This window comes from Rhizorhabdus sp. GW822-FHT03C02 (assembly GCF_058801765.1).
The window spans coordinates 491,103-516,702 of sequence record NZ_JBXANN010000002.1 but is presented as its reverse complement, the minus strand read 5'-3'; the positions used below and the strand labels follow the sequence as shown (position 1 = coordinate 516,702).

The window sequence follows — 25,600 nt, the reverse complement described above, 5'->3', positions numbered from 1 at the left end:
CGCCATGATCGCGCGCGCGACGCGCTCGGGATCGGCGTCCGGTGAAAACAGGGGTTCGAACGCGAAGCCGGGAAAGCTGTTCACCAGCGCCTTCGCCGCCGCGATCGCCGCGGTCGAGTCCGCGTCGTGCGTCGCGGCATCGGGCGTAGAGATGTCGCCTGTCGGCAGGCCCTTGTCCCTGTGTGATAGTGGCAAAACCGTCCGAAGCATCGCCGCCAGCGCATCGGGCGACATCGGCATGGCGAGACGCTGCATCGCCTCGGCCGGAAAACGGCGGCGCAGCCGGACGACGATGACCCCCGCCAGAATGTCGCCCCCCGGTCCAAGCACGCGCGCGATCTGCGCCTCCGGCACCTTCAGCAGGTCGCGGACCGAGCCGATCGTTCCACCGACCGTGTCGAACCGGGCCGCCGCGAGCACGGCCGCCGCGCGGTCGTCGCCATCGGCGAGATGGAACAGCCCGACGGCCAGTCCCATCCTTTGGCCCGCAGCCTCTCCGATCGCACCGGACGCGACCATGCGCCCGAGCATAGCATCGTCGATGTCATCCGCGCGCGTTTCCGCGAACGCGCGCACCGCTTCGTCCGGCAGGCCCGCCGCGGCTGCCAGCGCGGCGGTCGTCCGCCGGCCTATCGCCGAGAGGACCGCGGGATCGAGCGCGACCGGCCGGGAATCGTCCGCGGCCGAAGCGCGCAGCACCGGTGCGATCAGTTCGATCGCGGTCTGCTGGTCGGGCAAGGGCAGCCCGCTATCCGCCATCATGCGGCGCAACGCGATGGTCGGATCCCCGGGCGGCAGCGCGTCGAGATCGAGACGCGCGAGCGCTTCGCGGACGTGCGCCGGGGCCCCGGCCAGGAGGCCGGCGACGCGGGCTGCGCGTGCCTGGGCGGACGCGCGGCGCAAGGCGGCGGCCGCATCCGCGTCGCGGGCCTCGAACTCGCTCGGGCGCAGGGCGCCATTGTCGATGATCGCACGCAGCAGCTGTTCGTCCATGAGCGTCCTCAGGTCGGGGGGACCGGCTGGTCCCATGTCGGCGGGTCGGGCAGGTGGATATGGTCCGCGACCCATGACAGGGCCGAGCGGGCGCCGCGGTAAAGGCCGTAGCCGTAGAGAAGCAGCCCGGGTGAGGCCCAGCGCACGGCCTGGTAGCCGAGCACCGGATTGTTGGGATAGGCCGCGAGAACCGAGGAAAAGGCGTCGAGTGGCGCGACCAGCACATGGAGGAAGCGCCCCGAGAAAATCCGGCCCGTGGCATAGGCACCGGTTTCTTCGGCCCATAAGGCGATCGAGAAGATCGGCAGATTGCCCTTGGTGCGATAGTCCGCCAGCGCAGTCATGAAACCCAGGAACTTGTACACGAAGCGGTGCACATGCTCGTGGAAGAAGGCATCGATGCGATCGAGAACCGAATTGCCGGGCTTGATCGCATAGGTCGTGGCGCGCGACGGCCACCAGCGATTATGGGACCCGCCGGCGACCGGGCGGGTGACCCCGCCGGCCTCTTCGGTCCAGACATTCCAATATTTCGCCCAACGGCTCGTCGGCGTCGCGAGCTCACCGCCGCCACGGCGCATCATGATCCCGCCCGGCGTCAGCCGGCCCATCGCCCAGGCGGTGGCCGCGGTCCGCCCGCCGATCGTCTTGAGCGAGACGACGGTCTTCACCGCATGTGCGAGGAATTTGCGGGTGGCGGCCAGGATCGACTTGATCCCCGCCGACCCACCGAGGCTCGCATAGGTCAGCGCGAGTTCCGCCGCGACCATCACCAGATAGAGGATCTGGCCCAGACTGCCGCGATGATCGCCGAAGCCGCCCGGCATTCCGCCCGAGACGCCGGCGGGATCCTTGCTGCGCTCGAACTGGGTGTAGCCGGCGATCTTCACCGCCTGGTCGAGCGCGGTCATCTTGCCACGCGCCCCCGACTCCGGCTTGGCGCGCTTGGCGGCTTCGTCGCCATGGCCCGCCGCCCCGGCCTTGCCGGCTTCCGGGTTGGCCGCGCCATCGGCGCCAGGGGCCGGAACACCGGGTGGGGCGGCGCGCGATGCTTCGCCGCCCGCGCCCGCGCCGCCCGCGCCAGCAGGGGCCGAACCGGCTGCGCCCGTGGGGCCGCCGGCCGCGGGTCCACCACCCGGGGGCGGTCCGCCTGGTGCGGCGCCGCCGCCGCCCGGAACGGATCCGGACCCATTCATCGCCCCCGAGCCCGCCGGACGCGAGCCACCGTCGCCGGAACCCGCTCCGGCGCCGCCGGGGCCCGCCGATCCCACGCCGCCGGATCCGGTGCCACCCGCGCCCGCGCCGTCGCCGGCACCGCTGCCGGCACCGCTTCCACCGCCGGCATCGGCGGTGCCGCCGCCACCGCTGCCATGCCCGGTCGCGCCTTGGCCCGGGCCGGTCCCGCCGTCGCCACCCGCGCCCTGCGGTGTGTCGCTCGCGGGTGGGATCACCCCTGCCGCTCCGGTCAGACCGGCGCCGGGCGCCTGCTCTTTGGCGCCACCGTCGCCGGGATGGACATCGCCGGCGCCGGGGTCGCCCCCGGTTCCGGTGCCCTTGGCGTCGGCGGAGCCGCCGCCCGCCGCCTTCGCACCGCCGTCGCGACCATCCTGGCCCTGGGCGGGGTCACCGGTCTTCGGCGCGGACCTCGCCGGCGGCGGCCCCGTCGGCGGATGCCGACGCGCGTCGGACGGCCGTGCCCGACCGGGCCCCGTACCGCCCTTGACCGGCCGCGCGCCCGGCGCCGGTCGCTCGCTTCCCGCCCAGGCCTGGAGGTTGATCCCCCCGTTCAGCGCCGCTTCGCGCAGCGGCAGGACCTCGGCGAGCGTACCGATATGGACCTTGCCGGCGCCGCGGTCATAATACCAATGGAGGTCGTGGCGCGCGCGCAGGCTGGCGATCCGGTCGCGGTTCGCCGGACTGGCGAACGCATCCCGCACGGCCTGCGGGATTGCGCCGAAGGTGGCGGTCTCCTCGCCGCGCCGGCCGCTGGTCTGCAGGCCGTCGGGATCATGATAGGTGATCGGATTGTCGTGGACGTAGAGATAGCGATTCCATCCGTCGGCGTCGCCGGCGGGATCCGCGCTGATCCAGCGGCACAGCCAGCTGGCATAATAGCGATGGCCGAAATGGGAGAGGCCGGTGACGTCGTCGCGTTCCTTGCCGGCGAAGCGATAGACCGCGCGGTCGACCTCGCGCAGGTCGTCGGCGGCGATGAACGCGGTGCCGCCATAAGGCAGATATTCGTCATAGGAGATCACCCGTCCCGCGCCGTCGAGCAACAGCTGGGCCGATCCCAGATGGTCAGGCAGGCTGTAGCGGATGCGCGCGGCACCGGGATCGTCGGTCTCCCGCCCCGTGCTGTCGAGCGTCCAGCGATCGATCGTGGCGATCCGCTCGCCCGGCGCCGACACCAGGGCGGTGCGGCGCTCCAGTACGGGCGTGCTGCCGCGCAGGACCGAGCGAATCTCGCAGCCATCCAGATAGAGGGTATCGGTCGCCTCGACGACGCCCGAACCCGACAGCCGTTCCGAGCGCTTACGCACCCTGGTCCCAGACGCATCATAGAGATAATATTCGGCATCGTCCGGCTGTCCGGTGTCGCTGCGATCGATGACCACGGCGCGACGCACGGCGCCTCGCCAGTCCCAGCGAACTGACCGCAGATGCGAGAAGCGGATCATGTTGCCGCCGCCATCGAACGCCGCCTGCGGATCGGCGACGGCCGCCCCGTCGGCATCGATCGCCGGCAGCGACCGGTTCGAGTGATCCGATACCCAGAAGTCGTTCGTCCATGCCGCGCTGGTCCCGACGCGGCGTAGCCGGGTCATGTTGCCCGACAGGTCATAGTCGTAACGCTCGACATAGCGTTCGAGCTGGCCGCCATCGTTGAGCGAAAGACGCCGCGTACCCTTGATGGTCCCGGGCGCTGCGACATCGGTGCGATAGTCGCCGGGCAGCAGCGCCTTGTGCAGCCGTCCGCTTGCCTCGCGCAGACGGTAGAAGCCATCGTAGCGGAAGTGCCGCTCGGCCGGAGTCGTGGCGCCGGCGATGAGCGGCGAGGCGGCGCCCGGCTGGTGCACCCGGTCGACGCTGAAGATGACGTTGCCGACCGGATCATAGTCGAACGCGAGATCCTGTAGGAGCGCAGGTGCATCGCCGCCCCGCTCGCTGCGGATGGACCGCACGCGCCCGGTCTGCGGATCGATCTCGCGGGTCACGGTCACGCCATTGCCGAGCCGGAGCTGTTCGCGCTCGCCGCGGGCATCGAACCGCGCCCCCGCGACCACGAGCAGGTCCGCGACCTTTCCGTCTTCGCTGCTGGCCCGGATCTCGTCGAGCGTTCCACCCGTGCCATAGCTTGTGCTCACGGTGGTTCCGTCCGCCAGGCGGTGCGACAGGATTCGGCCGGCGCCATCATAGCGGGTCCGAGTCTCAAAGCCGAACAGCAGCGACGGCGCGGTCGGCGCGGTCGGCGCGGCCCAGTCGACCGAGGCGGTGATGTCGCCCAGGACTTCGCGCGTGGCCTCGAGCGGCTGGCCGGCAGGATTGCACCGTCGCAGCCGGATCACGCCGGATTCGTCGCGCGCCGCGACCGCCTGGCCGACCAGGTTGCGCGCGGCGGCATCCGGCAGCGCATCGCCATAGTCGATCGACCGTACCCGCCGGGCGGTGGCGCCGGGCTCGGTCATGTCGACATGGACCGGACGGTCGAGCCGGTCGAAGGCCTGGCGGACATGGACGGCCCGCGCGTCCCAGCAATCGACAGGGCGGTCGAGGGCGTCGAGAAACTGGCGCAATTCGCCCGCGTCGCAATGTTCGCTCCCGAGCTCGCGGCCGAGCATGTCCCGCGCAGAACGGCGGGTTACGATCCCGCGCGGGTCGGTGACCGCCGCGACGCCGCCGTCCACCGCATGACGCGTCCGGATCGTCCGGACATGGCCTTCGCCATCAGCTTCCTCGGTGAGGATCGTGCGCCCCGCGGGATCGCAGTGCGAGACCAGCGGCGTGCCGGCATGGGGCGCCGCGCTGTCGACTCCACGACGGGCGGGGTCGCCAGGGGGCAGTGCCGAGCGGAGCAATTGATAGGCGGATCCCTCGACGCTGTCATTGGCGTCATAGGCCGAATGGCTCCAGGCGCCGAACCGGCTCGCCTGCACGCTGCCGTCGGGCGCGTCGGTACGGATATGGCGCCCGGCGGCATCATAGCCAAGGTGCCAGGCGGTGCCGAGCGCGGCGAGTTCGGGCTCGGACTCGTAGCGCCAACGATCCGAGAAGAAGGGCTGATGGCGGCGCACCATCTGCTGCTTGGCATTGAAGACGATATGGCCGGACACGCGCCATCGCACCCCGGTCTCGGCCAGTTCCGGTTCGCCGGACGCGTCGGTCACCAGCTTGCCGTCGCCGTCGCGCGCGATCGCCGGCCCCGCGCCGACCAGCATCTTCTCCTGCAGCGGGCGACCGAAGCCGTCGAGATGGACGACGGCGATGGCGGGCACGCCCGACGAAGGCTTGCCGCCCTCGCCATCGTCGCACAGCGTCTCGCGCGCCAGCGTCGCGATCAATGGCGGCTCGCCGCGAATCCGCCAGCGATCGACGTCGTAGAGCAGGACTGTAGCCGCCTGCTGCACATAGGCCTGCGGCGCTGCCAGCGCGGCGTCGGGACTGGTGTCGGCGGGCGGCGCGAAGGCGTCCAGCGGCGCGAAACCATATGGCCGGACGATACCGGCATCATCGAGCACGCTGCCATGGTTCGATTGCGCGACCGCGATCCCGAGCGGATCATAAAGCGTTTCGGCGACCGTTCCGTTCGGATCGGTCGTGCGCGACGGCGCCATTAGCCGATAGTCGGTTTCGGCCCGACTCACATTGCCCAGCGCGTCCTCGCTCTCGACGACGACGAAGGATCCCTCGTCATATCTTAACAGGCTTGTCCCCCCGTCCATCCGCCGCACCCCGGACAATCGGTGGAAATGCTCGGGACCGTCGTGGATCATCGTCTCGCCGACCTGCCACCAATGGCCGTCGGCGAAGTGATATCCGGTCTCACCCAGCCTCGACGGATCGAGCAACTTGCCGAACAGTCGGTCGAGCAGCGCCGGCGTGAATGCGGCCCGCTCGCCATGATGGATCAGCGTCGGCGCGCCCACCTGCCCGAGGGACAATGCGCTGCCATCGGCCGCGCAATAGTAGTTGCGGGTAAGCCCGAGCCGCTGCGCGACGCCTGCGGCCGGCACGACTGCGTCGAAAGCTGTCGGTGTCGCGAGGGCCGCATCGACCAGCGCAAGCATGACGCCTGGTACGAAGACCCCGGACGAAGGCGCCACGACGCCGGCAAGGTCGAACGTCTCGCTTTCCGTCTCGATCGCCAGTTCGAGGCGGTCGGGACTGTCGATATGGACCAGCGTCCGCCGCATGACGGCGATCGTGAGCCGTCGCTGAAGCGGATCGATCGCCGGCACATCCTCGCGTCGGGGATAGGCGATGTCGCAGCTGATCGAGGGAACACCATAGCCGTCGAGAACAAGCGCCATATGGTGTGCGGCCCGCGGATCCTGCGCATCGCCTTCATAGATCGCCGACAGGCTTTCGCGCATGAAAACCGCGAACGCGGCGCGGGCGCCGGGCAGGGCGGGCTGCAAGCGGCGGATCAGCAGTCCCGACTGTTCGACCGACAACGGCACCGGTGCCAGTTTATCCGCGGCACCGACCGCAAAAACCTCGCTTCGGACGACGCGCCCGCTGCACGCGTCGAGCCCGTCGGCGGCCTCGGCGGGCGTCAGCGCGTCACCGGTCTCGAACGCCTGGGCGGGGCAGCCCAGCGCATGATCGTCGCCGCGCCACATATGCTCGCGCGCCGCGATGCCTTCGCTGCCGAGATGGTACCAGATGCGGGTGCAGCCGGGCGCGGCCAGCGCGATGTCGTCGTCCGGACCGAGCCGCTCGCTGTCGAAGCTTTCGACGAAGCCGAAGCCGCGCATCCGCCGTTCGGTGCGGTCGTAACAGCCGTCATGGTACAAGTAGCGCAACTCGGAGACGCCGCCGCCGATCGCGTCGGAGCGGCGGATGCGTTCGACGACGACGACGTGGCGCGACAGGCGGGTCGACCACGGCCGGCCTTCCCTGGCGTCCCGAAGATAATGGCCGGCTGACGATCCATAGGCGATCTCGGTGCGCATCCCCATGCCGTTGTCGACCGCCTCAATGAGGCCGGGACGGATGCCGTCGGTCAGGCGCAGATATTGCAGCGGTGCGGCGGCGCCGGCGGCATGGGTCGACCAGGCGAGGCACATCCCGTCACCAAGCAGGTCGAGAATGACGGCGGAGGCATGTTGGTCGATGATCGGCAGACCCGCTATCGAACTGCCGGGCAGCAGCATGTTGCCGCAAGCGTTGGTCCAGATTCCGATCTCGCCGTCGCCGAGATAGAGGATGTCGGCGGTGCCGCTTCCGTCCAGGTCGGCGAAGCGGAGCCGGGCAGCATCGAACTGTCCATCTGGCGCGAAGCGCGGTGCCCCGTCCATGACGACGGCTTCGCCGAACCGGCCATGGCCCAGGCCCGGCCAATAGACGACCTGGCCATTGCGCACCAGCAGCTGGTCGACGAGGCCGTCACCGGTCATGTCGATCAGGAAGAAGTCGAGCATCGGGGCGTCGGCCCATGGCACCGTCGTCCCGTCGCCACCGGGACGAATGTCGGCGCCGGCGGCAAAGCCATCGCGTCCGAGCGAGCGGAAGCTTGTCAGCAGATCGGGTCCTCCGATCACCAGCTCGGCGCGTCCGTCGCCATCGAGGTCGATCAGCCGGGCACGCTGCACCGCGTCGAGATGCGGCATTGCCGGAAAGGCACGGAAATCCGCCCAGCAATCTCGGAGCGCGTCGAAGGCATAATAACCCGCGGATCGACCGCCCAGCACGACCAGCGCCGTCCCGCCATCACCGTCGAGATCCTGGAGCGAGACTTGCGCGACGGCATGCGAAGGCCGCTCGACGACGAGCCGGGGCCCGCCAAATCGACCGCCACCTTCGTTGGACCGATAATACCAGGCGTCGGCGGATTCGATCAGAAGGCCCGGCAATCCCTCGCCGTACAGGTCAACGAGACGATAGCGGGGTCCGTCGATGCCATGCGGGACGGTATCAGCTGCAGTTTCGACGGCTTCGAAGGCCGCACCGGGTCGCGGGCGGCTATAATCGAACGTCAGGGGCGGACGTTCACGCGATCGTCCGTCGCGATAGCCGATCCGCCGCAGCGCCCTGAGAATGGTACCCTCCGGCGCCGGGTCATGGTCGAGCACATGCGCCTGGACGAGCACCGGTTCCGGGCCGAGTGCCGCGAAGCGGTGAAACATCAGCAAACGCCGGCACAGCCGCCAGCTGCGGACTTCGAAGCCGGCCGCATAGGACGAGAAGGGGTCGGACCGCGCGGGCCAGGGCCGGTCGGCCGCTGGCCACGGAGCGACAGGGTCATGATCGCCATAGTCGACGACCAGTTCGAAGCTCCAGCTTTGCCCCGGCGGATCGAGCTCGGCCGCGGTGACCGGCACGGCATTTCCCCAGCGCACCCGCTTGAGGTAACGCTGCGCCATCGGCAGCCCCGCCCGCACGCGGCCCGCTTCCTGCGGCGACGTCCGGTCGACCCCGTCGAGGGTCTCTGCGAGATAGTCGTAGCGGATCGCGTTGCCGCGGGCGTCGATCCGCAGGTCCGGCAGCCAGCTCATCACCCGTGCCGTGTCGGCAGGGTCGGCGATGCGTGAAAGGCCGCTTTCTGGCAGGCCGTAGATCGTCAGTCCGCCCTGCGCATCGCGTACGCGCCAGTGGGTGCGGCCCGTTTGCGGGTCAGCAAACTGCTCGATTCGGGCATAGCCGGCTTCGAGCCGCGCCCGGAACCGTCGTACTCGCCACCCATCGCGTTCGACCCAGGCGCCGACCGGATGATCCGCATCGGCATAGGGGATCAGGTCGCCGACGCCGTCGAGCGCGAATTCGTCATGTAGATCGTAGAGCGGCAACCGCCGGCTCATGTTGAGCGATACGCACCCCAGCCCCGCGAGTGCCCAACCCCGACCGAACAGGCCGTTGGAAGCATTCGAGCGAAACACCAACGAAAGATGCGGTGCCGATCCGGCCCGGCCCGTCGCCGTCTCGATCGGGATGCTGAGATTGAGCTGGCCGCTGAAAGGATCTGCGGACAGTTCATGCGCAATGCTGAGCGAGGCGGGAGAAATGCCGGGCGGACCGTTCATGGCAAGTACTCCCGCTTACTTGCGAACCGCACCGTTGAGTCGAGGTTAGTTTTACTTAAGTTCATGGTCAACAGGGACGAATCCATTATTGGCACACCCAGTCGCGACCATTCGGCTTCGCATCGCGGACAAAGTCATGCCCGGCTCCGAGCCCCGTTCTTCGAGAGAGGGCCGACACCGCCGTGCTCTGGCGATCGGCGGGCACATCGGTTCGCGTTGGGTAGGCAGGCTTTAACCGACCAGTTCAAGCCATCTCTCGGTCGAGGCTTGAACATCCGCTCACTCCGGGACCCGTCCTTCGCGTGCAATCCAGCAGCCGGACGGCTGCATGCCGCAAATTTGGGTGACCAAGCCGCAATAGGTGGCGTGCGCTCGTAGGGTGTCGCAAGATGCCGTTCTCATACGGAGGCGATCATGGCTCTAACACGACGTTGGCTTTTGGGATTACTGGCGGTGTCGCCTTTCGCGGGGCGCGCCGCAGCACAGCAGGTGCCCGTCCCGGCCGCCGACGGTGCCCCCGAGACGATTGAACCCTCGCCGCTCGCCAAAGCCAACGTTGCGACTCTGCGTCGCTATATGGCGGCGATGAACAGCGGAGACATTCCGGCAGCCGTCGCCTTCTTCGCGCCGGATACGCGCAATCACGGCAAACCTGTCGGCAAACCGGGTCTGACGCGCGTGCTCACCGATCTGCGAACCATGTTCCCGGATTACCGCCACGAAGCGATGGAGATGACAGCGACGGGAGAGGTGGTCGTCGCGCGCAACAAGGTATCGGGCACTCACAAAGGTGTGGGCAAGATTCCGGTCGAAGGAGGTATGCTCGTAGGCGTCGCGCCGACGAACAAGAGCTTCGTCGTCCAGCACATCCATTGGTGGCGCTTCCGAGACGGGCTGATCGTCGAGCATTACGCGACGCGCGACGATCTCGACATGATGCAGCAACTCGGCCTGCTGCCCAGCCGAGCCAGTTAGTCAGTCTAAATTCCAACGGAGTCGAGCCAATGCTCTTGCGACATGTGACACAGTCCGTGGCAGCAATATTTATCGCAGGGCTCCTGTCACTTTCGGATAGCGCCTCATCGGCACAAGCGCCTGCCAGAGCGCCGGCAGCTTTGGACCACGTCGCGATCTACGTCGCAGATCTCGATCGCAGTGTGGCGTTCTACCGGGATGTGTTTGGCTTTCGCGAGGCACCGGCACCTTTTCCGATCGCAAGATGGATGGTCGCCGGCAATGGCCTGATGCTGCATCTCGTCAAAGGACGCGGCGCGCCCGTTGCCAACTCGAAATGGGATCATATGGCGTTTGCCTGGGGCCCAATGTCGGAGACGATCGCGACGCTTGATGCGAAGAAGATCGTCTGGTCGGACATCCAGGGGCGCCACGAGCCACAGGTTCGTCCGGACGGTGTGAAGCAGATTTTCGTCCAGGATCCTGATGGCTATTGGATCGAGATCAACGATTCGTTGAAGAGATAACGGCGGCATTTTTCGGCTGGCGCCGCTCGTGGCTAGCACCGGCTAGGGTTGCGATGATGGCGCAGCGACGGCCGCGCCGCGCCCACGGCAATCAGGGTTCCGCCCAACTCTCGGATCGAGTCATTGGGCCAATCGCCGCGCCCAGGTAGGGGCAGTCGGTATACCCGTCGGTGCCCCCTAAGGCATGACTTAAATTGAATGTCCGTTGTTTCGCTGGAAGCCGTCATTCCCGCGATGAGCGGTGTATGTCCGAAAAGTCCCAAAACCTGCCATCATCAGCGTGTTACGCAGAATCCGTTGCAAGCAGCGCGCGATAGCCGCCCGCCACCATTCGCCGCCCTTCGCGCACGAGCCGTTGAATCTTAAGCCGCAAATGGTCCGACGCGCCACGCCACTCCATAGCCACCATGGCTCCACCGTACAGCACGGTCGCCAGCTCACGCAGGCTCACGCCCGCCGCCGCTCCGTCGAATGCCTGAAGCATTTGCGCCCAGCGTTCGGCTCTTTGCTCGCGCGGACGCAGCCCGACAGGAAGCCGGCGCCGGTGGGCCAAACATTCAAGGCGCCGCAGGGTCAATATCTGCGGACGGAGCGCGGTGAAGCACGGGATTAACGCGAGAGGCACGATAGGCCCGGCAAGAATTGTCCCATCAACAACATCGACCCTTACGTGGACTCCGCCGAAGCGCAACAGCGTGCGCTCGGCACCTCCACCGTCCCGTTGAACGAACAGCGGCATTCCCAACGTGGCAAAGTCGATAGCCTGGCCCGGGACGCTGCCAGAATTCCGCGCAACGATCCTAACAACATGCGCATCCGCGGCGTCCGTCCAGAACAGCCGCGCCTCGCCCGCCGGGCAATCAGGGTTCTCGGCGAAAAGACAACCCCCAGGGCGCGATCGTGGGGAAACCGTCAGAGAGGATACGGATGCTCCCCTCGGTACGCTCGGAGACCGTGCCGACCCGCAGAACCGCGGCGCGGTAAGCGGGATCACGCCGCACGAACTCCCAAGCGATACCCGCACGGTCGAGCTCCGTGATGTGGCGATAACGGCTGGTATCTTGCCAGTCGCAGGAGGGTTCGGATTTGGGCATCGCAGTTCCTTTCTGTCGCCCCCAGTCCAATCGATCAGCCACGTCGCGCCTTGTCATTGAAAAGCCTCGATTTTCACGCGACTCCGGTTCCTGTTGCCAACCACATCCCGAGTCGAACACTAGGACTGGCGGGCTTTCGGCAGAATTTGGCGGAAATTGCGCAACTTCCGGCGGGCTTTTCGCAGCACCCTGCCCGATGACCCGAGTCGGTCACACGACACCCGACGCTGCTCCACTACGACGCTGAACCTCACCACCACCGGTGGCGCAACCGATTTGCCCGGATCACCGCCATTGCCTAAGGCTCGGACCGTCGGGCGCCGTGAGATAGGGGCGTAGCTGGAGCCAGGGGACGCGGTCGCAACCGCGTCGGCAGCGCTTCGCCTCCGAAGCAACGGGCCTTGCACAGAGGTTCCAACGCCCGACCCCTCTTGCTCCGGAATCGCCCCTGCGCCAGACTCACCCCGCTGTCGACGCCGGTCGGCGGCAGGGGCGTGGAAACCCCTGTGCAGGACGTCGGATGGCCGCATGGAAACATGCGACCGTCGGGACATGCCCGGTCGCGCCTGCGGCCCGGGCCGCTCGATGATGACAAGGTTCCGCGCAGATGCCCGCCCCTCCCATTTCGGCGGAGGCGCATCATGGCGACGGAGAAGGACGGGAAGCGGGAAGGCGACGATGGCGATGTGCTGGTCCGCCGCAGGCTCGAAGGCCATTATCGCGCGCATGCCGGCTGGCTTGGCCGCATGCTCCGATTCCGCTTCGGCGCCCGGCCCGACGAGGCCGAGGATCTCGTCCAGGAAACCTATATCCGGATGGCGCGCTATGCCGACGGCACCCGCGACGGCCAGCCCCGGCTGCTGCTGCTCACGATCGCCCGCAATCTGGTGCGCGACGCGCGTCGGCGGGCGGAGCATCGCTACCAGGCACCCCATGGCGACGGCTTCGCGCCGGGCGATCTGCTGCCGGTCGAGCCGGATCAGGCCGAGCAGCTTCTGCTCAAGCAGATTGTGCTCGGCATCCCCGAACCCTATCGCGATGCCTTCATCCTCTCACGATACACTGCGATGACCTACGAACAGATCGCCACGCATCTCGGGATCACGGTCAAGGCGGTCGAGTGGCGCCTGGCCAAGGCCCTCGAGCATTGCGCGGCGCAGCTGCGCTATTGAGGCGGACGCACCATGGTCGACCAGCCCCCCGATGAAGAAGCCGAGCGCGCCGCCGCCGAATGGCTCAGCCGCCTCAACGGCACGACCGTGTCGACCGAACTGCTCGAGGAATTCTACGCGTGGCGACGGGTGCCGGCGCATGGCGAGGCGTTCGCGCGGATCGAATATCTGTGGGAGCGATCGGGCGACCTTTATGCCGATCGCGACATCGCCTTCGCGGTGCGCGATGTGCTCGGCAAACGCCCGCGGCGCCGGTTGCTTCCGAACTGGATGACCTCGCGCCGATCGCTGCTGGCGGGTGGCGCCGCGACCGCCGCGATGGCCGGACTCGGCTGGGCGTTCTGGCCGCTGCGCTACGAGACCGGGGTCGGCGAGCGGCGCAGCCTGACGCTCGACGACGGCAGCCGGATCGAGCTCAACACCGACAGCGCGGTGGCGGTGCGGCTGGCGGCCGACGCCCGCCGCATTCGGCTCGAACGCGGCGAAGCCTGGTTCGAGGTCGCGCACGACCGCGCCCGACCCTTCTCGGTCGAGGCCGGCACCGCGATCGCCACCGCGCTCGGCACCGGCTTCTCGGTGCGGCGGATCGGCGACATCGACCGGATCATCCTCGCCGAGGGGGCGCTCAACGTCACGTCCGACGCCGATCGCACGGCCCGCCGGCTCGACGCCGGCCATCAGCTCGATGTCCGCGACGGCGTCGCCGGCCCGACCATGCCGGCACCGCTCGAGACCGCGTTCAGCTGGCGATCGGGCAAGATCGACTTTCGCGACACCCCGCTCGCCGCCGCGGTCGCCGAGGTGAACCGCTACAGCCGCCGCCAGGTCCGGTTCGTCGCCCCGGGGCTTGCCACGGTCCCGGTCACCGGCATCTTCGAAACCGGTGATATCGACAGCTTCCTCCAGGCGGTCACCGCCGTGTTCCCCCTCGCCGCGACCCGCGCCGACGATGGCGCGATCCTCCTCGCCCCGCGCTGACGCACCACGCCCCACAGGCGACGGCAGAAATATTTCGAGCCCCAACAGGGGCAGCCCCACCCTGCCCCGTTTCCTGTCAACCGGGGCTGGCGGCGATTGCCGACCGCCCGTCCCCGGATTCTAGACGGGGGGACCGACGACGATCATGCGACAGGCCAAGGGATCAGGGACAACAACGAAAATCATCGCGCTCATGGCGGCGACGATGCTCACGCCGATGCCGGCGACGGCGGCGACACCGCTCGAGCTGCATCTGCCAGCGGCTCCGCTCGACGAGGCGCTCCACAATTATGCCAGACAGACCGGGCGCCAGATGTTCTATCCGAGCGCGCTGGTAGCGGGCCGCCGCTCACCGGCGCTGTCGGGACGGCTGGACCCCGACGAGGCGCTCCATGCGCTGTTGCGGGGCACGCCGATCGCGGTGGTCCGCGCCGACAGCCACATGGTCGTGCTCGCCGAACGCGCAGCCGCGCCGATCGCGTCCAAGCCGGCAGCCCGGCCGACGCCGCGACCGGCCAAGGCCCCTCGCCCATCGGCGGACGCGACGCCACTGCCCGACAGGGCTGCCGACGACAGCGCGACGATCATCGTCACCGGCAGCAATATCCGCGGCCAGACGGCGATCTCGCCGGTGATGACGCTCGACCGCGATGCGATCGACCGCGGCGGGTTCGGCAGCGTCGCCGAGGCGGTCGCGGCGCTGCCGCAGAATTTCGGCGGGACCGCCACCGAGGACAGTCTCGCCACCGCGACCGACCGGACGATCCAGAACACCGGCTTCGGTTCGGGGGTCAATCTGCGCGGGCTCGGGTCGGACGCGACGCTCGCGCTGATCAACGGCCGGCGCGCGGCGGGCTCGGGCGGCAAGGGCGACTTCACCGACCTGTCGTCGGTGCCGCTCGGCGCGATCGCGCGGATCGAGGTGCTGACCGATGGCGCCTCGGCGATCTACGGGTCCGACGCGGTCGGCGGGGTCGTCAACATGATCCTCAAAAAGGACTTCGACGGGGCCGAGACCCGCGCGCGCCTCGGCAGCGTCACCCGCGGCTCATCGCGCGACATCCAGCTCGGCCAGCTCGCCGGCACCCATTGGGCGACCGGCCATATCCTGGCCTCCTATGAATTTGCGCGCCGGTCGCGGCTGCGCAGCGCCGACCGCCGCTACACCGCGACCTCGGACCTGCGCGGCCTGGGCGGGAGCGACTATCGCACGACCTTCTCGATGCCGGGCACGGTGCTGCGCTTCGATCCGGCGCTCGCCACCTATGTCCCGGCCTTCGCGATCCCGGATGGCCAGGACGGCACCCGGCTGACGCGCGCCTCGTTCACTCCCGGCGCCAATTACACCAACCAGCGCGAAGGCACCGACATCCTGCCGCGCCAGACCCGGCACAATGTCTATGCCTATGCCGAACAGGAGGCGGGCTCGGCGCTGACGCTGTTCGCCGAGGGGCGCTACGCCCATCGCAGCTTCGCGCTCGACAGCCCGGCGGCGGTGACGATCATCCCGGTCTCGCGCGCCAACCCCTATTTCGTCAGCCCGACCGGCGCGGCCTCCGACCTGATCGGCTACAGCCTCGGGCGTGAACTGGGACCGGTGCGCAATATCGGCACGGTCGAGACATGGAGCGCGGCCACCGGCGGAACGCTGCGGGTCGGGGGCGACTGGAACGCCGACCTGTCGCTGTCGCGGGCTTCGGAGACGACCAACCTGCACACCGACCATTTCGCCAACACATCCTATCTCTACGAGGCGGCGGGGGCTTTGCCCGACGACCCGGCGACCGCGTTCAGCACTGCGCGCGACGGCTTCTTCAATCCCTATGGCAGCGGCGGCTCGAACAGTGCGGCGATGCTCGACTTCATCGGCGCGGGCTACACCCAGGAACGCGACCGCAGCCGTCTCGACGACGCCGGACTCAAGATCGACGGCAGCCTTGCCGAACTGCCCGGCGGGCGGCTGCGGCTCGCGGTCGGCGCCAATGTCCGCCATGAGCATTTCGAACGAGCCGGCGAGACCTTCTACGACGGCACCGTGCCCTTGCCGCTGATCCCGACCGACGAGGGTCGCACGGTGACCGCCGCGTTCGCCGAAGTGTCGCTGCCGCTGTTCGGCGACGGCAATGCCCGCCCCGGCCTGCGCCAGCTCCAGCTGACCGCGGCGGTGCGCCGCGAGCATTATAGCGACTTCGGCAACACCACGAACCCCAAGCTCGGGGCGCTGTGGTCGCCGGTCGAAGGGCTCGCGCTGCGCGCCAGCTGGGGGACCTCGTTCCGTGCGCCCGCGATCAAGGAGGTCACCGACCCGCTGCGGGCGAGCACCAGCCAGTTCGTCAACGCCACCGGCGGCCGCACCCCGGTGCTGACCCTGAGCGGCGGCAATCCCGGCCTGGCGCCCGAAAAGGCGCGCTCGTGGAGCGCCGGGATCACATGGTCACCGCCAGCGCTGCCGGTCCGTCTCGAGGCGACCTGGTTCCGGACCAGCTTTCGCGACCGCATCGGCAGGCCGGCCTATGAGGACTTTACCCGGACGCTGACCGATCCGACCTATTCGCCTTTCGTGACGCTGGTCGACCCGGTCAACAATCCCGCCGACCTCGCCTCGCTCCAGGCGCTGCTGGCGACGCCCGGCGCCGCGGTGTCGCTGCTCCAGCCGGTGACGACGCTGCGCGCGATCGTCGACGGTCGCTACGTCAACACCGCCAAGACATTGGTCCAGGGCATCGACCTGCTCGCGACCGGCAGTTTCGATCTCGGTTCGGGCAAGGCCACACTCAGCGCCAATGCCTCGTGGCTGCTCGACTACAAGACCCAGGTGACCCCGACCGCACCGTTGCGCGAACGGGTGGCGACGGTCGGCAATCCGAGCGACCTGCGCGCGCGCTCGAGTCTCAGCTGGGACGGCAAGGTGTTCGGAGCGACGCTGACCGCGAACTATGTCCATGGCTACAAGGACGATATCAGCGTCCCCGCCCACCATGTCGCGGCCTGGACGACGCTCGATGCGCAGCTGCGCTACACCCCGCAAGGATCGGGATGGGCGGACGGGCTGACGCTGTCGCTCAGCGTCACCAATTTGCTCGCCACCGACCCACCCTTCGTCAACAGCGCCTATGGGATCGGCTACGACCCCGCCAATGCCGATCCGCTCGGGCGCTTCGCCGCACTGCAGGTGACCAAGCGCTGGTAGACCGCAGTGCGGCCGGTCCGGATCCATAGCTGGCGCCGCCTGCGCGCCGCCGTCGCCATGGCCACCCTTGCCATAGCGACGGCCGGGGCGATGCCTGCCCCATACAGCGTCGCGCTGATGCTCGGCAGCGAAAGCTATGGCCATGTCTGGACCGACCCCGCCGGCCGCTGGGCGGTGGTGGAGCGGCGCCGGCGCTACGACGGCGCCGGCGACTATGGGCTCGGCCCCTTCACCGACCGCCAGCTGTCCAAGCTGATCCGGATCGATCTGGCCGGCGGCGCCCCCGCAGCGCCGCTGTTCGAGCAGGATCCGGCGGCCGGCTATTGGGCCGAGGGCGTCTCGCCCTCGGGCCGCTTTCTGAGCGTGATGGCGTTGCGCGCCCGCCGGCTCGTCGCGGGCATCGTCGACATGACCACCGGAACGCCGCACTGGCTCGGCATCAACCCCGACCTGCCCTTCTCGGCGCCGGGACCGCTGTGGATCGACGACCGCCATCTGCTCTACGTCACCCTGCCCGCCGGGCGGTTGCCGCTGCTGCTCGATCACAATATCGCCACCGAGCAGCGCCGGACCGAGGGGTGGGCCGACCAGACCGGCGGCCGGGTCGCCAGCGTCGACCGGCTCGCCAGCCGACCGGACGGCGATGACGGCCAGACCGAACGCACGCTGGTGCTGGTCGACAGCGCCGGCGGCACCCCCCGTCCGCTGCTGGCCGGCGCGATCGCCGACGTCGCGCTGTCGGCCGACCATCGCTTCGTCGCCGTGGTGCTGACGGCCGAGTTGCAGCCGCCGCCGTCGGGTCCGGTCGGGCTCGCGGTCCAGCCCCGCCGACGCCGGCTGATCATCGTCGACCTCAGAAACGGCGGCAGCTGGGAGCCGTGCCGGTCCTGCGATGTCGCCCCGAACCTGCTGCGCTGGTCGCCCGCCGGTGCGCGGCTGCTGATCTTCGCACGCGCCCGTGCCCAGATGCGTTGGCACGACGGCACATTGCTCGCGATCGACGCCGACAATCGCCGCGCCCAGTCGCTTACCGCGCGCGGCCCGGCCCCCACGCTCGACGAAGCGCAGGGGCCGTTGATAGTAAAGGCGAGTTGGGCCGGTGCGACCCCGGTGATGCTCGGCCACGCGAACGGTCGCGACGACTGGTATGCGCTAGCGCCGGGGCGGCCGCCGCGCCGGCTGACCGCCGCCTTCGCCGCGGCACCGGCCGACCTCGTGGCGACGAAGCTGGATGCGATCGACCTGCGCGACGGCGACAGGCTGTGGCGCGTCGACCTCGCCGGCCGACGCCGGTGGCTCGCCGACGATGTCGCCGCGATCGGCCCCGACACGCTCGATCCCTATCATTTCGGGACCCGCGGGCTTATCAATTCACCGCCCTACGCACTGCCCGTCCCGGTGATATCGCGGTCCGGCCCGCGGGCGGACGCACTCAACCGAATCGATCCGCCGACGGTGGCGCTCGCACCCGGGGCCCGCCTGCTCGCCTTTGCCGCCGCGACCCGGACCGCGGTGACCCTGGAAACGGCGCCGTCGGGCACGGCCAGCCTCATCGTCGAGCGCGCCGATGGCCGTCATCGAATAGTCGATCGGATCAACCGCGCGTTGGCCGAGGTTCGCCCGGCCCCGGCGATCGCGCTCGCCGCCCGGGCGCCCGACGGCACTCTGGTCACGCACTGGCTGCTGCTGCCCGAGCGCCAGGGATCGGCGCGGCCGCCGCTGGTGGTCCTCCCCTATCCCGGCCAGAGCTATACCACCGACACGCCGCCACCGACCGGGCTCGGCCGGGTCCAGGCCGAGGTCAACGCCCAGCTGCTCGCGACGCATGGCTATGCGGTCCTGCTGCCGAGCCTGCCGCTGGCCGCCGACGCGCGCGAGCCTATGGCGGCGATCATTGCCGCGATCGGCGCGGCCACCGACGCGGCGGTCGCGACCGGCCGGGTCGATCCGCATCGCATCGCCCTGTGGGGCCACAGCTATGGCGGTTATGCCGCGCTGGCCGCGGCGACGGGGCCTCGCCGCTTCGCCGCGATCATCGCCTCGGCGGCCCCCGGCGATCTCTCGGCTCTCCACGGCGCGCTCGATCCGCGCGCCGGTCGCGATGCCGCGCACCTGTTCCTGTCCACCCAGGGCTGGGCCGAGGCCGGCCAAGGCCGGATGGGTGGGCCGCCGTGGCACGATCCCGCGCGCTATGCGCGCAACAGCCCGCTGATGCGGCTCGACGCGATCGACACCCCGCTGCTGCTGATCCACGGCGACCTCGACGTGATCCCGATCGAGCAGTCGGAGCGGATGTTCGCGGCGCTCTACCGCGCCGGCAAGGATGTCGAGCTGCTACGCTATGCCGGCGAGGCGCATATGCTCGCCTCGCCAGCCAATATCACCGACATGTGGACGAGGCTGCTGGCCTGGCTCGACCGGCGGATGCGATCAGGTCCATTGCCTGAGCCACGCCTCGACGCTCGCGTAGAATAAAGGCGCACGCGCCTGGTCGGCCTGCATCAGATGATCCTCGTCGAGGACGGCTTCGAGCGCGCGGGGATCGAGCAGCCCGCGCGCGACCAGCGCACCGCCGAGCAACCAGTCGCGCAGGAAGGGCAGGTTCGCGACCACCGCACGATTATAGTAACGCGCGGTCTCGCCCTTGCCGGTGCGATCGGCGATCGCGGGCGGCAGCCAGGGCCGGAACACGTCACGCGCAAGGCCGCGGTCGCGGCGGTCGGGCGCGAGCACCGGCACCGGGATCGCCAAGCAGGCCTCGAGCACGGGCTGGGCGAGCAGCGGGTGCAGCACGGGGGCGACCCGGCCACGGACCGTCGGCAGGAAGAAGAGCTGCGAGTTGGCGATCGCCTCGAGCTGGAGCCGTTTGGCTGGCGGCAGCCGCTCGGCGGTGCGCAGCCATGGGTGGATGAAATAGGCCGGGTCGAGGCCGGCCGCGACCTCGTCCGCCATCAACCGGCGGTCGTAGATATCGGGTGGGCGGCGTGCCCGCCGGCCGAACCGATCGGCAAGAATCATCGCCCAGATTCGCCAGATCGAGCAACCGGCCCGCTCGGCGGCGATCCACGCCATGGTCCCGGCCGATGCCGATCCACGGCGTTCCCGCGCGGCATCGACCGCTATCTCCGGATAGGCCATCTGAAAGAACACCGAATCGCCGCCCTGGCCGGTCAGGATCGCTCTCGCGCCGACCGCCTCGGCAGCGGCCCCGACCATCCCCTCCTGATGGGTGTCGAGCCCGTAGAGCCGCGGCGCGATCGGGGTCGCCATCGCCGGGAAGCCCGTCAGGTCCATCGCCTCCGGCCGGGCGAGCCGCTCCTCGAGCGCGACCCCGACACGCTCGGCGGCGGCGCGGGCGAGCGCGGCCTCGTCGCCCTCCCGATAGGGGGTGGCGAGATTGATCGCAGCGATTCGCTCGGCCGGAAGGACGTCGGCGATGAGGCCGAGGACGATCGCGGAATCGAGCCCGCCCGAGAGCTGGAGCAGGATCTGCGCCTGCCCGGACGCCAATCCGGTGCAGGCTGCGGTGACTGCATGCCGAATCAGCGCCGGAGCGGCCGCCTCGGCGCCGGTCTGCGCGGCGATCGCGACCGGATCCCAGCAGCGGACCGGCGGCACCGGCGCATCGCCGATCCCGACCAGCATGCCGGGCTCGAGCAACGAGACGCCTTCCAGCAGCGAGCGGTGGGTCGCGACGAGCGGATCGGCGATCAGATGCGCGAGCGCCTTATCGTCGACAGCGAGGTCCGCGCCGATGGCCGCAATCAGCCAGCGCGGCAGCAGCGGCGCCACCAGCGCGACCCCGTCATGCTCGATGAGGTGCGCACCGAGCGCGCCGCTCGGGTCGCGCAGAATCTGCCGGAAGCCGCGCCCGTCCGCGAACAAGGCGAGGTAGCGGCCCCAGCCGGCCGCGACGAGCCCGCGCGCCTTGGCCGCCGGTTCGCGCGAAGGCGCCAGACCGGCGAGCCGCGCGGGCTCGAACCGCTCGCCGGCGCCGTCGAACAGGCTTCCGACCATGACGAGATCGCCGAGCGGCGAAGCGAGACACTCGGTTCGGCCCGTGCGGTGCCAGACGAGCAGGCCGTCGCCACCGACCGCCGCACGAACCAGACCGACGGCGGCACCGCGGCGATCGATGGCGTCGCCCAGCCTTCGTATAGCCGCACCCGCCCGGTCGTCGGGGCGGCAACGGACCACCACCACATATTCGAGTTCTTGCGTGTCGTCAGACCCTGACGATGGGGGTGAACCAGCGGCAATGCTCGAGCGTGTCATCAAGGATCACTCCGTCATGCTCGACCCAGCAATGCGCTTCGAACGGGTGGGTCCGGACCGCGAACACCCACGTCGCCGCGAGTCGCCACCGGCTCAGATAGTTGAGCAGCAACAGCGACCGCACGAGACAGCGTCCCGAGCGCGGAACCAGCGGCCTGAGCCGTGCGAGCTGGCGCGCGCGATCGACGACGGCGTCGTGAGAGCAGGTTTCCGCTTGGCGATTGCGCCTTGCCTGGCGGTCGAGCCATTGCGAAGGCGTCCGCCGGCGCAGGTCGATTCGTGTCTGCGCCGCCGCTCTGCCGAGCGCGCCGAGAGCACGCCAGTCGGCCCGAGGCGCCGCGCCGACACCAAGATCATCATCCGCGCGATCGGATGGCGCGCCCGCCCAGCCGGGCTCACCCGGTGCGCCGGTGGCAAGCAGCCCCGCTTCGATCAGACCGGCGAGAGGTTCGACGTCGTCGGCATTCCGCTCGCTCTCGAGAGCAGCATGCAGATCGGCTCCGAAGCGCCGTGGGACGCAGATATAATCATCGCGACGCGCATCGAGGAAGACAGCATCGCCATCGACAAAGGCGAGATGGACGTCGCCTGCGAGTTTGAGCGCGGACATGGCGCGGCGCGCGACGAGCGGCGGCCGGAGCCGCCGCTCCCCGGATCAGCCGACCTGCCGGTTCATCGGCGACCCGTCGAACTCGGGATTGCCCGGCAGGATGTTGGCCCGGGTATCGGTCCGCACCGACCCCGACCGGGCCACAACGACCTTCTCGCGCTTGGTCATCATTCGTCTCCTTCGATCGCTGCCCTATGCAGCCCGTCGAAGGTTCGGCCAGGGCAGGATATACTCAACATATATTCAGGATATATCCGGGGTGAGCGCGATCTTGATGGTCGCCGCAGCCGCCTCGATCCGGCGGCGAATGTGGCGGGTGGCCAGAGTGAGGAGCCGCCGCCCCTCTCGCCCCGCGAACGCGCTGCAAAACTCGTCGCCGATCTGATGCTCGTCAACGTCAGGCGGAGGTTCGGCGCGGCGATAGGGCAGCAGCAGGTGCTCGGTGCGGCCCCAGGCTTCAGCGAGCATGCGATCCTCAACCAGCACGACCAGGGCCGACAGCAGGTCATCGACAGTTCCATGGTCCGCCAGCCGGTCTCGGCGCCCGTCGGTGGCCGTGCGCTGCAGGACCTCCCCAGCGCCGCGGACGAGCAGCAGCCGCATCCGATAAACCTGGACGAGCTCATGGGCATGAAGCACGGGTACGAAGAAGCCAGCGCGCGAGCGCTCGGTCAAAACCCCCTCGCCGACCAGCTGGGCGAGCGCCTCGCGGACCGGAATCGCGCTGAGACGGCAGCGGCGCGCCAGCTCGACGACCGATACCGGCTGCCCAGCACGCAGCGCGCCCGACAGCAAATCACGCAGCACGAAATCGCGCGCATCGGCCTTTCGTGGCATCGCTGAACCTCCATCGACCCGGTGCGATCGAGGCTAGGCTGCCGTGCCGTAAAATCCGCAAATCCGTCATTCCGGATTCAATCGGGCTCGACATCCGCGAAAAATTGTCGCCTCCTTTCCAAGATTTGCCGGATTTCGGCGAATTTTGTCGGGCCGAGCCCCAGGCCGCTGCGTCGGCCGCGCGCGATTGTGGGCCCCCGAAAAGAAACGCCTCTGCAACGGTCACCGTCGTTGCCCGGGGCGCCGGCCGTGACCGATGCTGGACAGGACCGCCTGGCCGCAATCGGTCGTTTGGAATTGTGTGTCGATGGCAGACCGATGAACGCAGACGATCTCGATAAGGCGGAGGAGCGCGCGCATATCGCGCTTATGGCGAAGGCGATACGCGACATTCGCAAGCGACGGCGGATGAAGCCTTCCGAGGTTGCCGCGGCGATGGGCATGGCAATTCGGACCTACGAGCATTTCGAAGCCGGTACCGGCCGCATCACCTATGCGCGAATCCGCCGCTTCGCCGAAGCCACCGACTCCGACCCCGTGGCGATCCTCAATACGGTCGCACTTCGCTCTTCCGACTTCGCGGTTCGCACGGCCGACAACAAGCTGATGACCATCCTGATCATGATGCTGAACCAACTTGAGGAAGAGCTGTCGAGCGACATGGAATATCTCAATGTCCGCGCGCTGATCGGCGCGGTGGATAAACTCAGCAAGGAACTCGTCGATTTTGTCCGGCGGCGCGACCAGTTCGCGGAACGGTGGCTTGAGGAGAAGACTACCAAGGTCGATGGCGCGACCTTCGGGCGGGGGCGCCTCAAGGATAAATGATGGGCCGCGTCTATCGGGAGCACCTCAGGGCTTCTCGCGGCGCTTCCGCCCGGGCCGCCTTGCGTACATCGCCAGACGGGTCGACTAGACGATCCATGACGACCGCGATGGTGGAAAAGCCATGGATCATCGAGACCAGATACTTCGCCTGAAGGCAGTGCTCGCGCGGACCGGCCTGAGCCGATCGACGTTGTATCGAAAGGTCGAGGCCGGCACCTTCCCCCGCCAGGTCAGGATAGCTGAGCGCTGCGCCGGGTGGCGTGAATCCGCGATCTCGGAATGGATGCGAGATCCTTTGGCCTACCAGGCCAACGACAAGCAGTGAAACAACAATAGTGCTGGAGCGCGGGTCAGGCTGCCAACAACGTCATTGGTTCTGGTAGGCCGCAAGCGATCATGTCCGCCCACACAGCCAGCAGCTTCCGGCGCGGCTTGAAATAGCGGGCCCGATTATACGCCCATTCGGACGCCGACATGCCTTGCGGCACGTGCGCGAGCACCATGTCGATGATCAGGCGGTCGCCGTCCCGCTCGAGCTCGGCGGCCCGCTCGTTCAGGATCGTGGAGAAGCTCGCCCTCCAGCCATGCGGCACCATGCGCCCTTTATAGGCGCCACCGCGCATGCGCTTGTACATGCTGCTGACGGCGGAATCGCTCAGCGGGACCTCCCACTTCTTGAGCCCGGGAAAAAGCAATGACCGGAACCCGGAGACCACGCGGAGCGCCCTCAGCACGGCCACAGCCTGCGGCGACAACGGCACGTCATGGCCGAAAGCCTCGTTGCCCTTGTCCTCCACATCCAACTTCATCCGCTGCGCGGATATTCGCCATATCGCATCAGGTGCGGGCTCATGCGGATCGTCCCAATCAATCCCTTCAAACTCGTCCCAGGTGGCGCCCAGGACGACGCCAATCCGCACGGCAGTCAGCGCGACGAGGCGCGATGCCAGCTTGGTGACGATATGCGACCTAGAACGATCCACGTCGCGCTGAAGTTGGATCAGTTCGGGGACAGTCGAGAGCGCCGGCTGTTTGGAACCGCGTGGCGTCTTTTTGAGGCTTTTGCCGATCCGGACCGCCGGGTTGACCTCCGAATCCAGCAGACACTCGCCGATCGCACGCTCGAAGATCGCCATGACATAGCCACGCACCCGCTTGGCGGTCTCGATCGAGCCGCGCCGTTCGATCTTGCGCAACGCCGTGAGGATCATCTTGCCGTCGATCTCGGCGATCGGCTGACGGCCGAACTCGGGATAGATATCCTTCTCGAGCCGGAATTTCACCCGCTTGGCGTGGCTGGTCGACCAACCGGGAAGCCCGTCTTCGAACCAGGCTTCCGCGATCTTCTTGAACGTCGTCTCGGAGGCCGCGATCAGGCTGCGGCGCAGCTTCTCGGCTTCGACTGTGGGATCCTTGCCCTCACGCAGGATCGCACGCGCGTCATCGCGCAGGCCGCGAGCGGCCGCGAGCGTCACTTCAGGATGGAGGCCGAAGGTGAGCAGCTTCTCTTTCCTGGCATAGCGATATTTGAAGCGCCACGATTTCGTGCCTGTGGTGGTGACGAGGAGATACAGCCCGAGCGAATCGCGAAGCTTGTAATCGCGCTCGCCAGCGGCGGCATTCCTGACGGCAATTGCGGTGAGAGACACGATACCCCCAGCCTCCAAAATACCCCCACCGATACCCCCACATCGCTGGGATGCAGTGGAACAAAGTGGGATCAAGTGAGACTGAATTATAGCAAAAAACCCTGCAAAAACAAGGCTTCAGCACTTTTGGGACGGTATGAAAAGGGCAACTGGTGGGCCCGGCAGGACTCGAACCCGCAACCTAGCCGTTATGAGCGGCCAGCTCTAACCATTGAGCTACAGGCCCCAACCAGCGAATGCGCGATAGCGG

General features: G+C 68.4%; 16 protein-coding genes and 1 tRNA gene. 8 read left to right on the top strand and 9 right to left on the bottom strand.

The features are described from left to right. Positions 1-1,001: 1,001 nt before the first annotated feature. Positions 1,002-9,236 carry a SpvB/TcaC N-terminal domain-containing protein gene (locus AC1RM6_RS09585; RefSeq protein ID WP_493100478.1) on the bottom strand — a complete coding sequence of 2,745 codons (8,235 nt, stop codon included), beginning with the start codon at positions 9,234-9,236 and terminating at the stop codon, positions 1,002-1,004. 414 nt (positions 9,237-9,650) lie between these two features. Here AC1RM6_RS09585 and AC1RM6_RS09580 point away from each other — a divergent pair, with 414 nt between their 5' ends. Together AC1RM6_RS09580 and AC1RM6_RS09575 are read left to right on the top strand one after the other, a co-directional pair. Continuing rightward, on the top strand, positions 9,651-10,211 hold the full coding sequence (locus AC1RM6_RS09580; RefSeq protein WP_493100476.1) for an ester cyclase: 561 nt from the start codon (positions 9,651-9,653) through the stop codon (positions 10,209-10,211). A 56-nt stretch (positions 10,212-10,267) separates the two neighbouring features. Continuing rightward, the gene (locus tag AC1RM6_RS09575) at positions 10,268-10,717 is read left to right on the top strand and encodes a VOC family protein (protein WP_493100474.1); all 450 of its coding nucleotides are present in this window, start codon (positions 10,268-10,270) and stop codon (positions 10,715-10,717) included. Between the two features lie 283 nt (positions 10,718-11,000). Here the strand turns inward: AC1RM6_RS09575 and AC1RM6_RS09570 are convergent, their stop codons facing one another. Beyond that, complete coding sequence (locus tag AC1RM6_RS09570; RefSeq protein WP_493100472.1) at positions 11,001-11,456, bottom strand: DUF2285 domain-containing protein; 456 nt, start codon at positions 11,454-11,456, stop codon at positions 11,001-11,003. A gap of 121 nt (positions 11,457-11,577) precedes the next feature. Further along, on the bottom strand, positions 11,578-11,811 hold the full coding sequence (locus AC1RM6_RS09565; protein WP_493100470.1) for a transcriptional regulator domain-containing protein: 234 nt from the start codon (positions 11,809-11,811) through the stop codon (positions 11,578-11,580). A 641-nt stretch (positions 11,812-12,452) separates the two neighbouring features. On the opposite strand from AC1RM6_RS09565, the gene AC1RM6_RS09560 reads away from it, so the two are divergent. The 4 genes from AC1RM6_RS09560 to AC1RM6_RS09545 all read left to right on the top strand — a co-directional run bounded on the left by AC1RM6_RS09560 (position 12,453) and on the right by AC1RM6_RS09545 (position 19,626). After that, on the top strand, positions 12,453-12,983 hold the full coding sequence (locus AC1RM6_RS09560; RefSeq protein WP_493100468.1) for an RNA polymerase sigma factor: 531 nt from the start codon (positions 12,453-12,455) through the stop codon (positions 12,981-12,983). Positions 12,984-12,995: 12 nt separating this feature from the next. Next, positions 12,996-13,961, top strand: coding sequence for a FecR family protein (locus AC1RM6_RS09555; protein WP_493100466.1), 966 nt, complete (start codon positions 12,996-12,998; stop codon positions 13,959-13,961). Positions 13,962-14,166: 205 nt separating this feature from the next. Continuing rightward, positions 14,167-17,151, top strand: coding sequence for a TonB-dependent receptor (locus AC1RM6_RS09550; protein ID WP_493100464.1), 2,985 nt, complete (start codon positions 14,167-14,169; stop codon positions 17,149-17,151). A gap of 90 nt (positions 17,152-17,241) precedes the next feature. Next, positions 17,242-19,626 (top strand): S9 family peptidase, encoded by a 2,385-nt coding sequence (locus tag AC1RM6_RS09545; RefSeq protein WP_493100462.1) that lies wholly within the window; start codon positions 17,242-17,244, stop codon positions 19,624-19,626. Here the strand turns inward: AC1RM6_RS09545 and AC1RM6_RS09540 are convergent. The 4 genes from AC1RM6_RS09540 to AC1RM6_RS09525 form a co-directional block, all read right to left on the bottom strand. Then, the gene (locus tag AC1RM6_RS09540; protein WP_493100460.1) at positions 19,582-21,354 is read right to left on the bottom strand and encodes an asparagine synthase-related protein; all 1,773 of its coding nucleotides are present in this window, start codon (positions 21,352-21,354) and stop codon (positions 19,582-19,584) included. The two genes, AC1RM6_RS09545 and AC1RM6_RS09540, sit on opposite strands and share 45 nt — an antisense overlap. Before the next feature lie 22 nt (positions 21,355-21,376). Further along, on the bottom strand, positions 21,377-22,036 hold the full coding sequence (locus AC1RM6_RS09535; protein WP_493100458.1) for a lasso peptide biosynthesis B2 protein: 660 nt from the start codon (positions 22,034-22,036) through the stop codon (positions 21,377-21,379). 45 nt (positions 22,037-22,081) lie between these two features. Continuing rightward, positions 22,082-22,204 carry a hypothetical protein gene (locus AC1RM6_RS09530; RefSeq protein ID WP_493100456.1) on the bottom strand — a complete coding sequence of 41 codons (123 nt, stop codon included), beginning with the start codon at positions 22,202-22,204 and terminating at the stop codon, positions 22,082-22,084. Positions 22,205-22,279: 75 nt separating this feature from the next. Beyond that, positions 22,280-22,873, bottom strand: coding sequence for a GntR family transcriptional regulator (locus AC1RM6_RS09525; protein ID WP_493100454.1), 594 nt, complete (start codon positions 22,871-22,873; stop codon positions 22,280-22,282). A gap of 249 nt (positions 22,874-23,122) precedes the next feature. Here AC1RM6_RS09525 and AC1RM6_RS09520 point away from each other — a divergent pair, with 249 nt between their 5' ends. Then, on the top strand, positions 23,123-23,701 hold the full coding sequence (locus tag AC1RM6_RS09520; protein WP_493100452.1) for a helix-turn-helix domain-containing protein: 579 nt from the start codon (positions 23,123-23,125) through the stop codon (positions 23,699-23,701). 121 nt (positions 23,702-23,822) lie between these two features. Further along, positions 23,823-24,026: a helix-turn-helix transcriptional regulator gene (locus AC1RM6_RS09515; protein ID WP_493100450.1), complete on the top strand. Its 204-nt coding sequence runs from the start codon at positions 23,823-23,825 to the stop codon at positions 24,024-24,026. A 25-nt stretch (positions 24,027-24,051) separates the two neighbouring features. On the opposite strand, the gene AC1RM6_RS09510 is transcribed toward AC1RM6_RS09515, so the two are convergent. Together AC1RM6_RS09510 and AC1RM6_RS09505 are read right to left on the bottom strand one after the other, a co-directional pair. Then, a complete protein-coding gene (locus AC1RM6_RS09510; protein WP_493100448.1) occupies positions 24,052-25,350 on the bottom strand; it encodes a tyrosine-type recombinase/integrase in 1,299 nt (432 codons plus the stop codon). Positions 25,351-25,500: 150 nt separating this feature from the next. After that, positions 25,501-25,576: transfer RNA gene (locus tag AC1RM6_RS09505), tRNA-Ile, on the bottom strand. Positions 25,577-25,600 lie beyond the last annotated feature (24 nt).

What these genes read in the sequence shown, in the direction of transcription:
- AC1RM6_RS09570 (WP_493100472.1), bottom strand. Translation starts at nt 11,456, where the DNA reads ATGCCGCTGTTCGTTCAACGGGACGGTGGAGGTGCCGAGCGCACGCTG.
- AC1RM6_RS09585 (WP_493100478.1), bottom strand. Translation starts at nt 9,236, where the DNA reads ATGAACGGTCCGCCCGGCATTTCTCCCGCCTCGCTCAGCATTGCGCAT.
- AC1RM6_RS09560 (WP_493100468.1), top strand. Translation starts at nt 12,453, where the DNA reads ATGGCGACGGAGAAGGACGGGAAGCGGGAAGGCGACGATGGCGATGTG.
- AC1RM6_RS09550 (WP_493100464.1), top strand. Translation starts at nt 14,167, where the DNA reads ATGCTCACGCCGATGCCGGCGACGGCGGCGACACCGCTCGAGCTGCAT.
- AC1RM6_RS09530 (WP_493100456.1), bottom strand. Translation starts at nt 22,204, where the DNA reads ATGACCAAGCGCGAGAAGGTCGTTGTGGCCCGGTCGGGGTCGGTGCGG.
- AC1RM6_RS09565 (WP_493100470.1), bottom strand. Translation starts at nt 11,811, where the DNA reads ATGCCCAAATCCGAACCCTCCTGCGACTGGCAAGATACCAGCCGTTAT.
- AC1RM6_RS09525 (WP_493100454.1), bottom strand. Translation starts at nt 22,873, where the DNA reads ATGCCACGAAAGGCCGATGCGCGCGATTTCGTGCTGCGTGATTTGCTG.
- AC1RM6_RS09515 (WP_493100450.1), top strand. Translation starts at nt 23,823, where the DNA reads ATGGATCATCGAGACCAGATACTTCGCCTGAAGGCAGTGCTCGCGCGG.
- AC1RM6_RS09555 (WP_493100466.1), top strand. Translation starts at nt 12,996, where the DNA reads ATGGTCGACCAGCCCCCCGATGAAGAAGCCGAGCGCGCCGCCGCCGAA.
- AC1RM6_RS09545 (WP_493100462.1), top strand. Translation starts at nt 17,242, where the DNA reads ATGCCTGCCCCATACAGCGTCGCGCTGATGCTCGGCAGCGAAAGCTAT.
- AC1RM6_RS09580 (WP_493100476.1), top strand. Translation starts at nt 9,651, where the DNA reads ATGGCTCTAACACGACGTTGGCTTTTGGGATTACTGGCGGTGTCGCCT.
- AC1RM6_RS09535 (WP_493100458.1), bottom strand. Translation starts at nt 22,036, where the DNA reads ATGTCCGCGCTCAAACTCGCAGGCGACGTCCATCTCGCCTTTGTCGAT.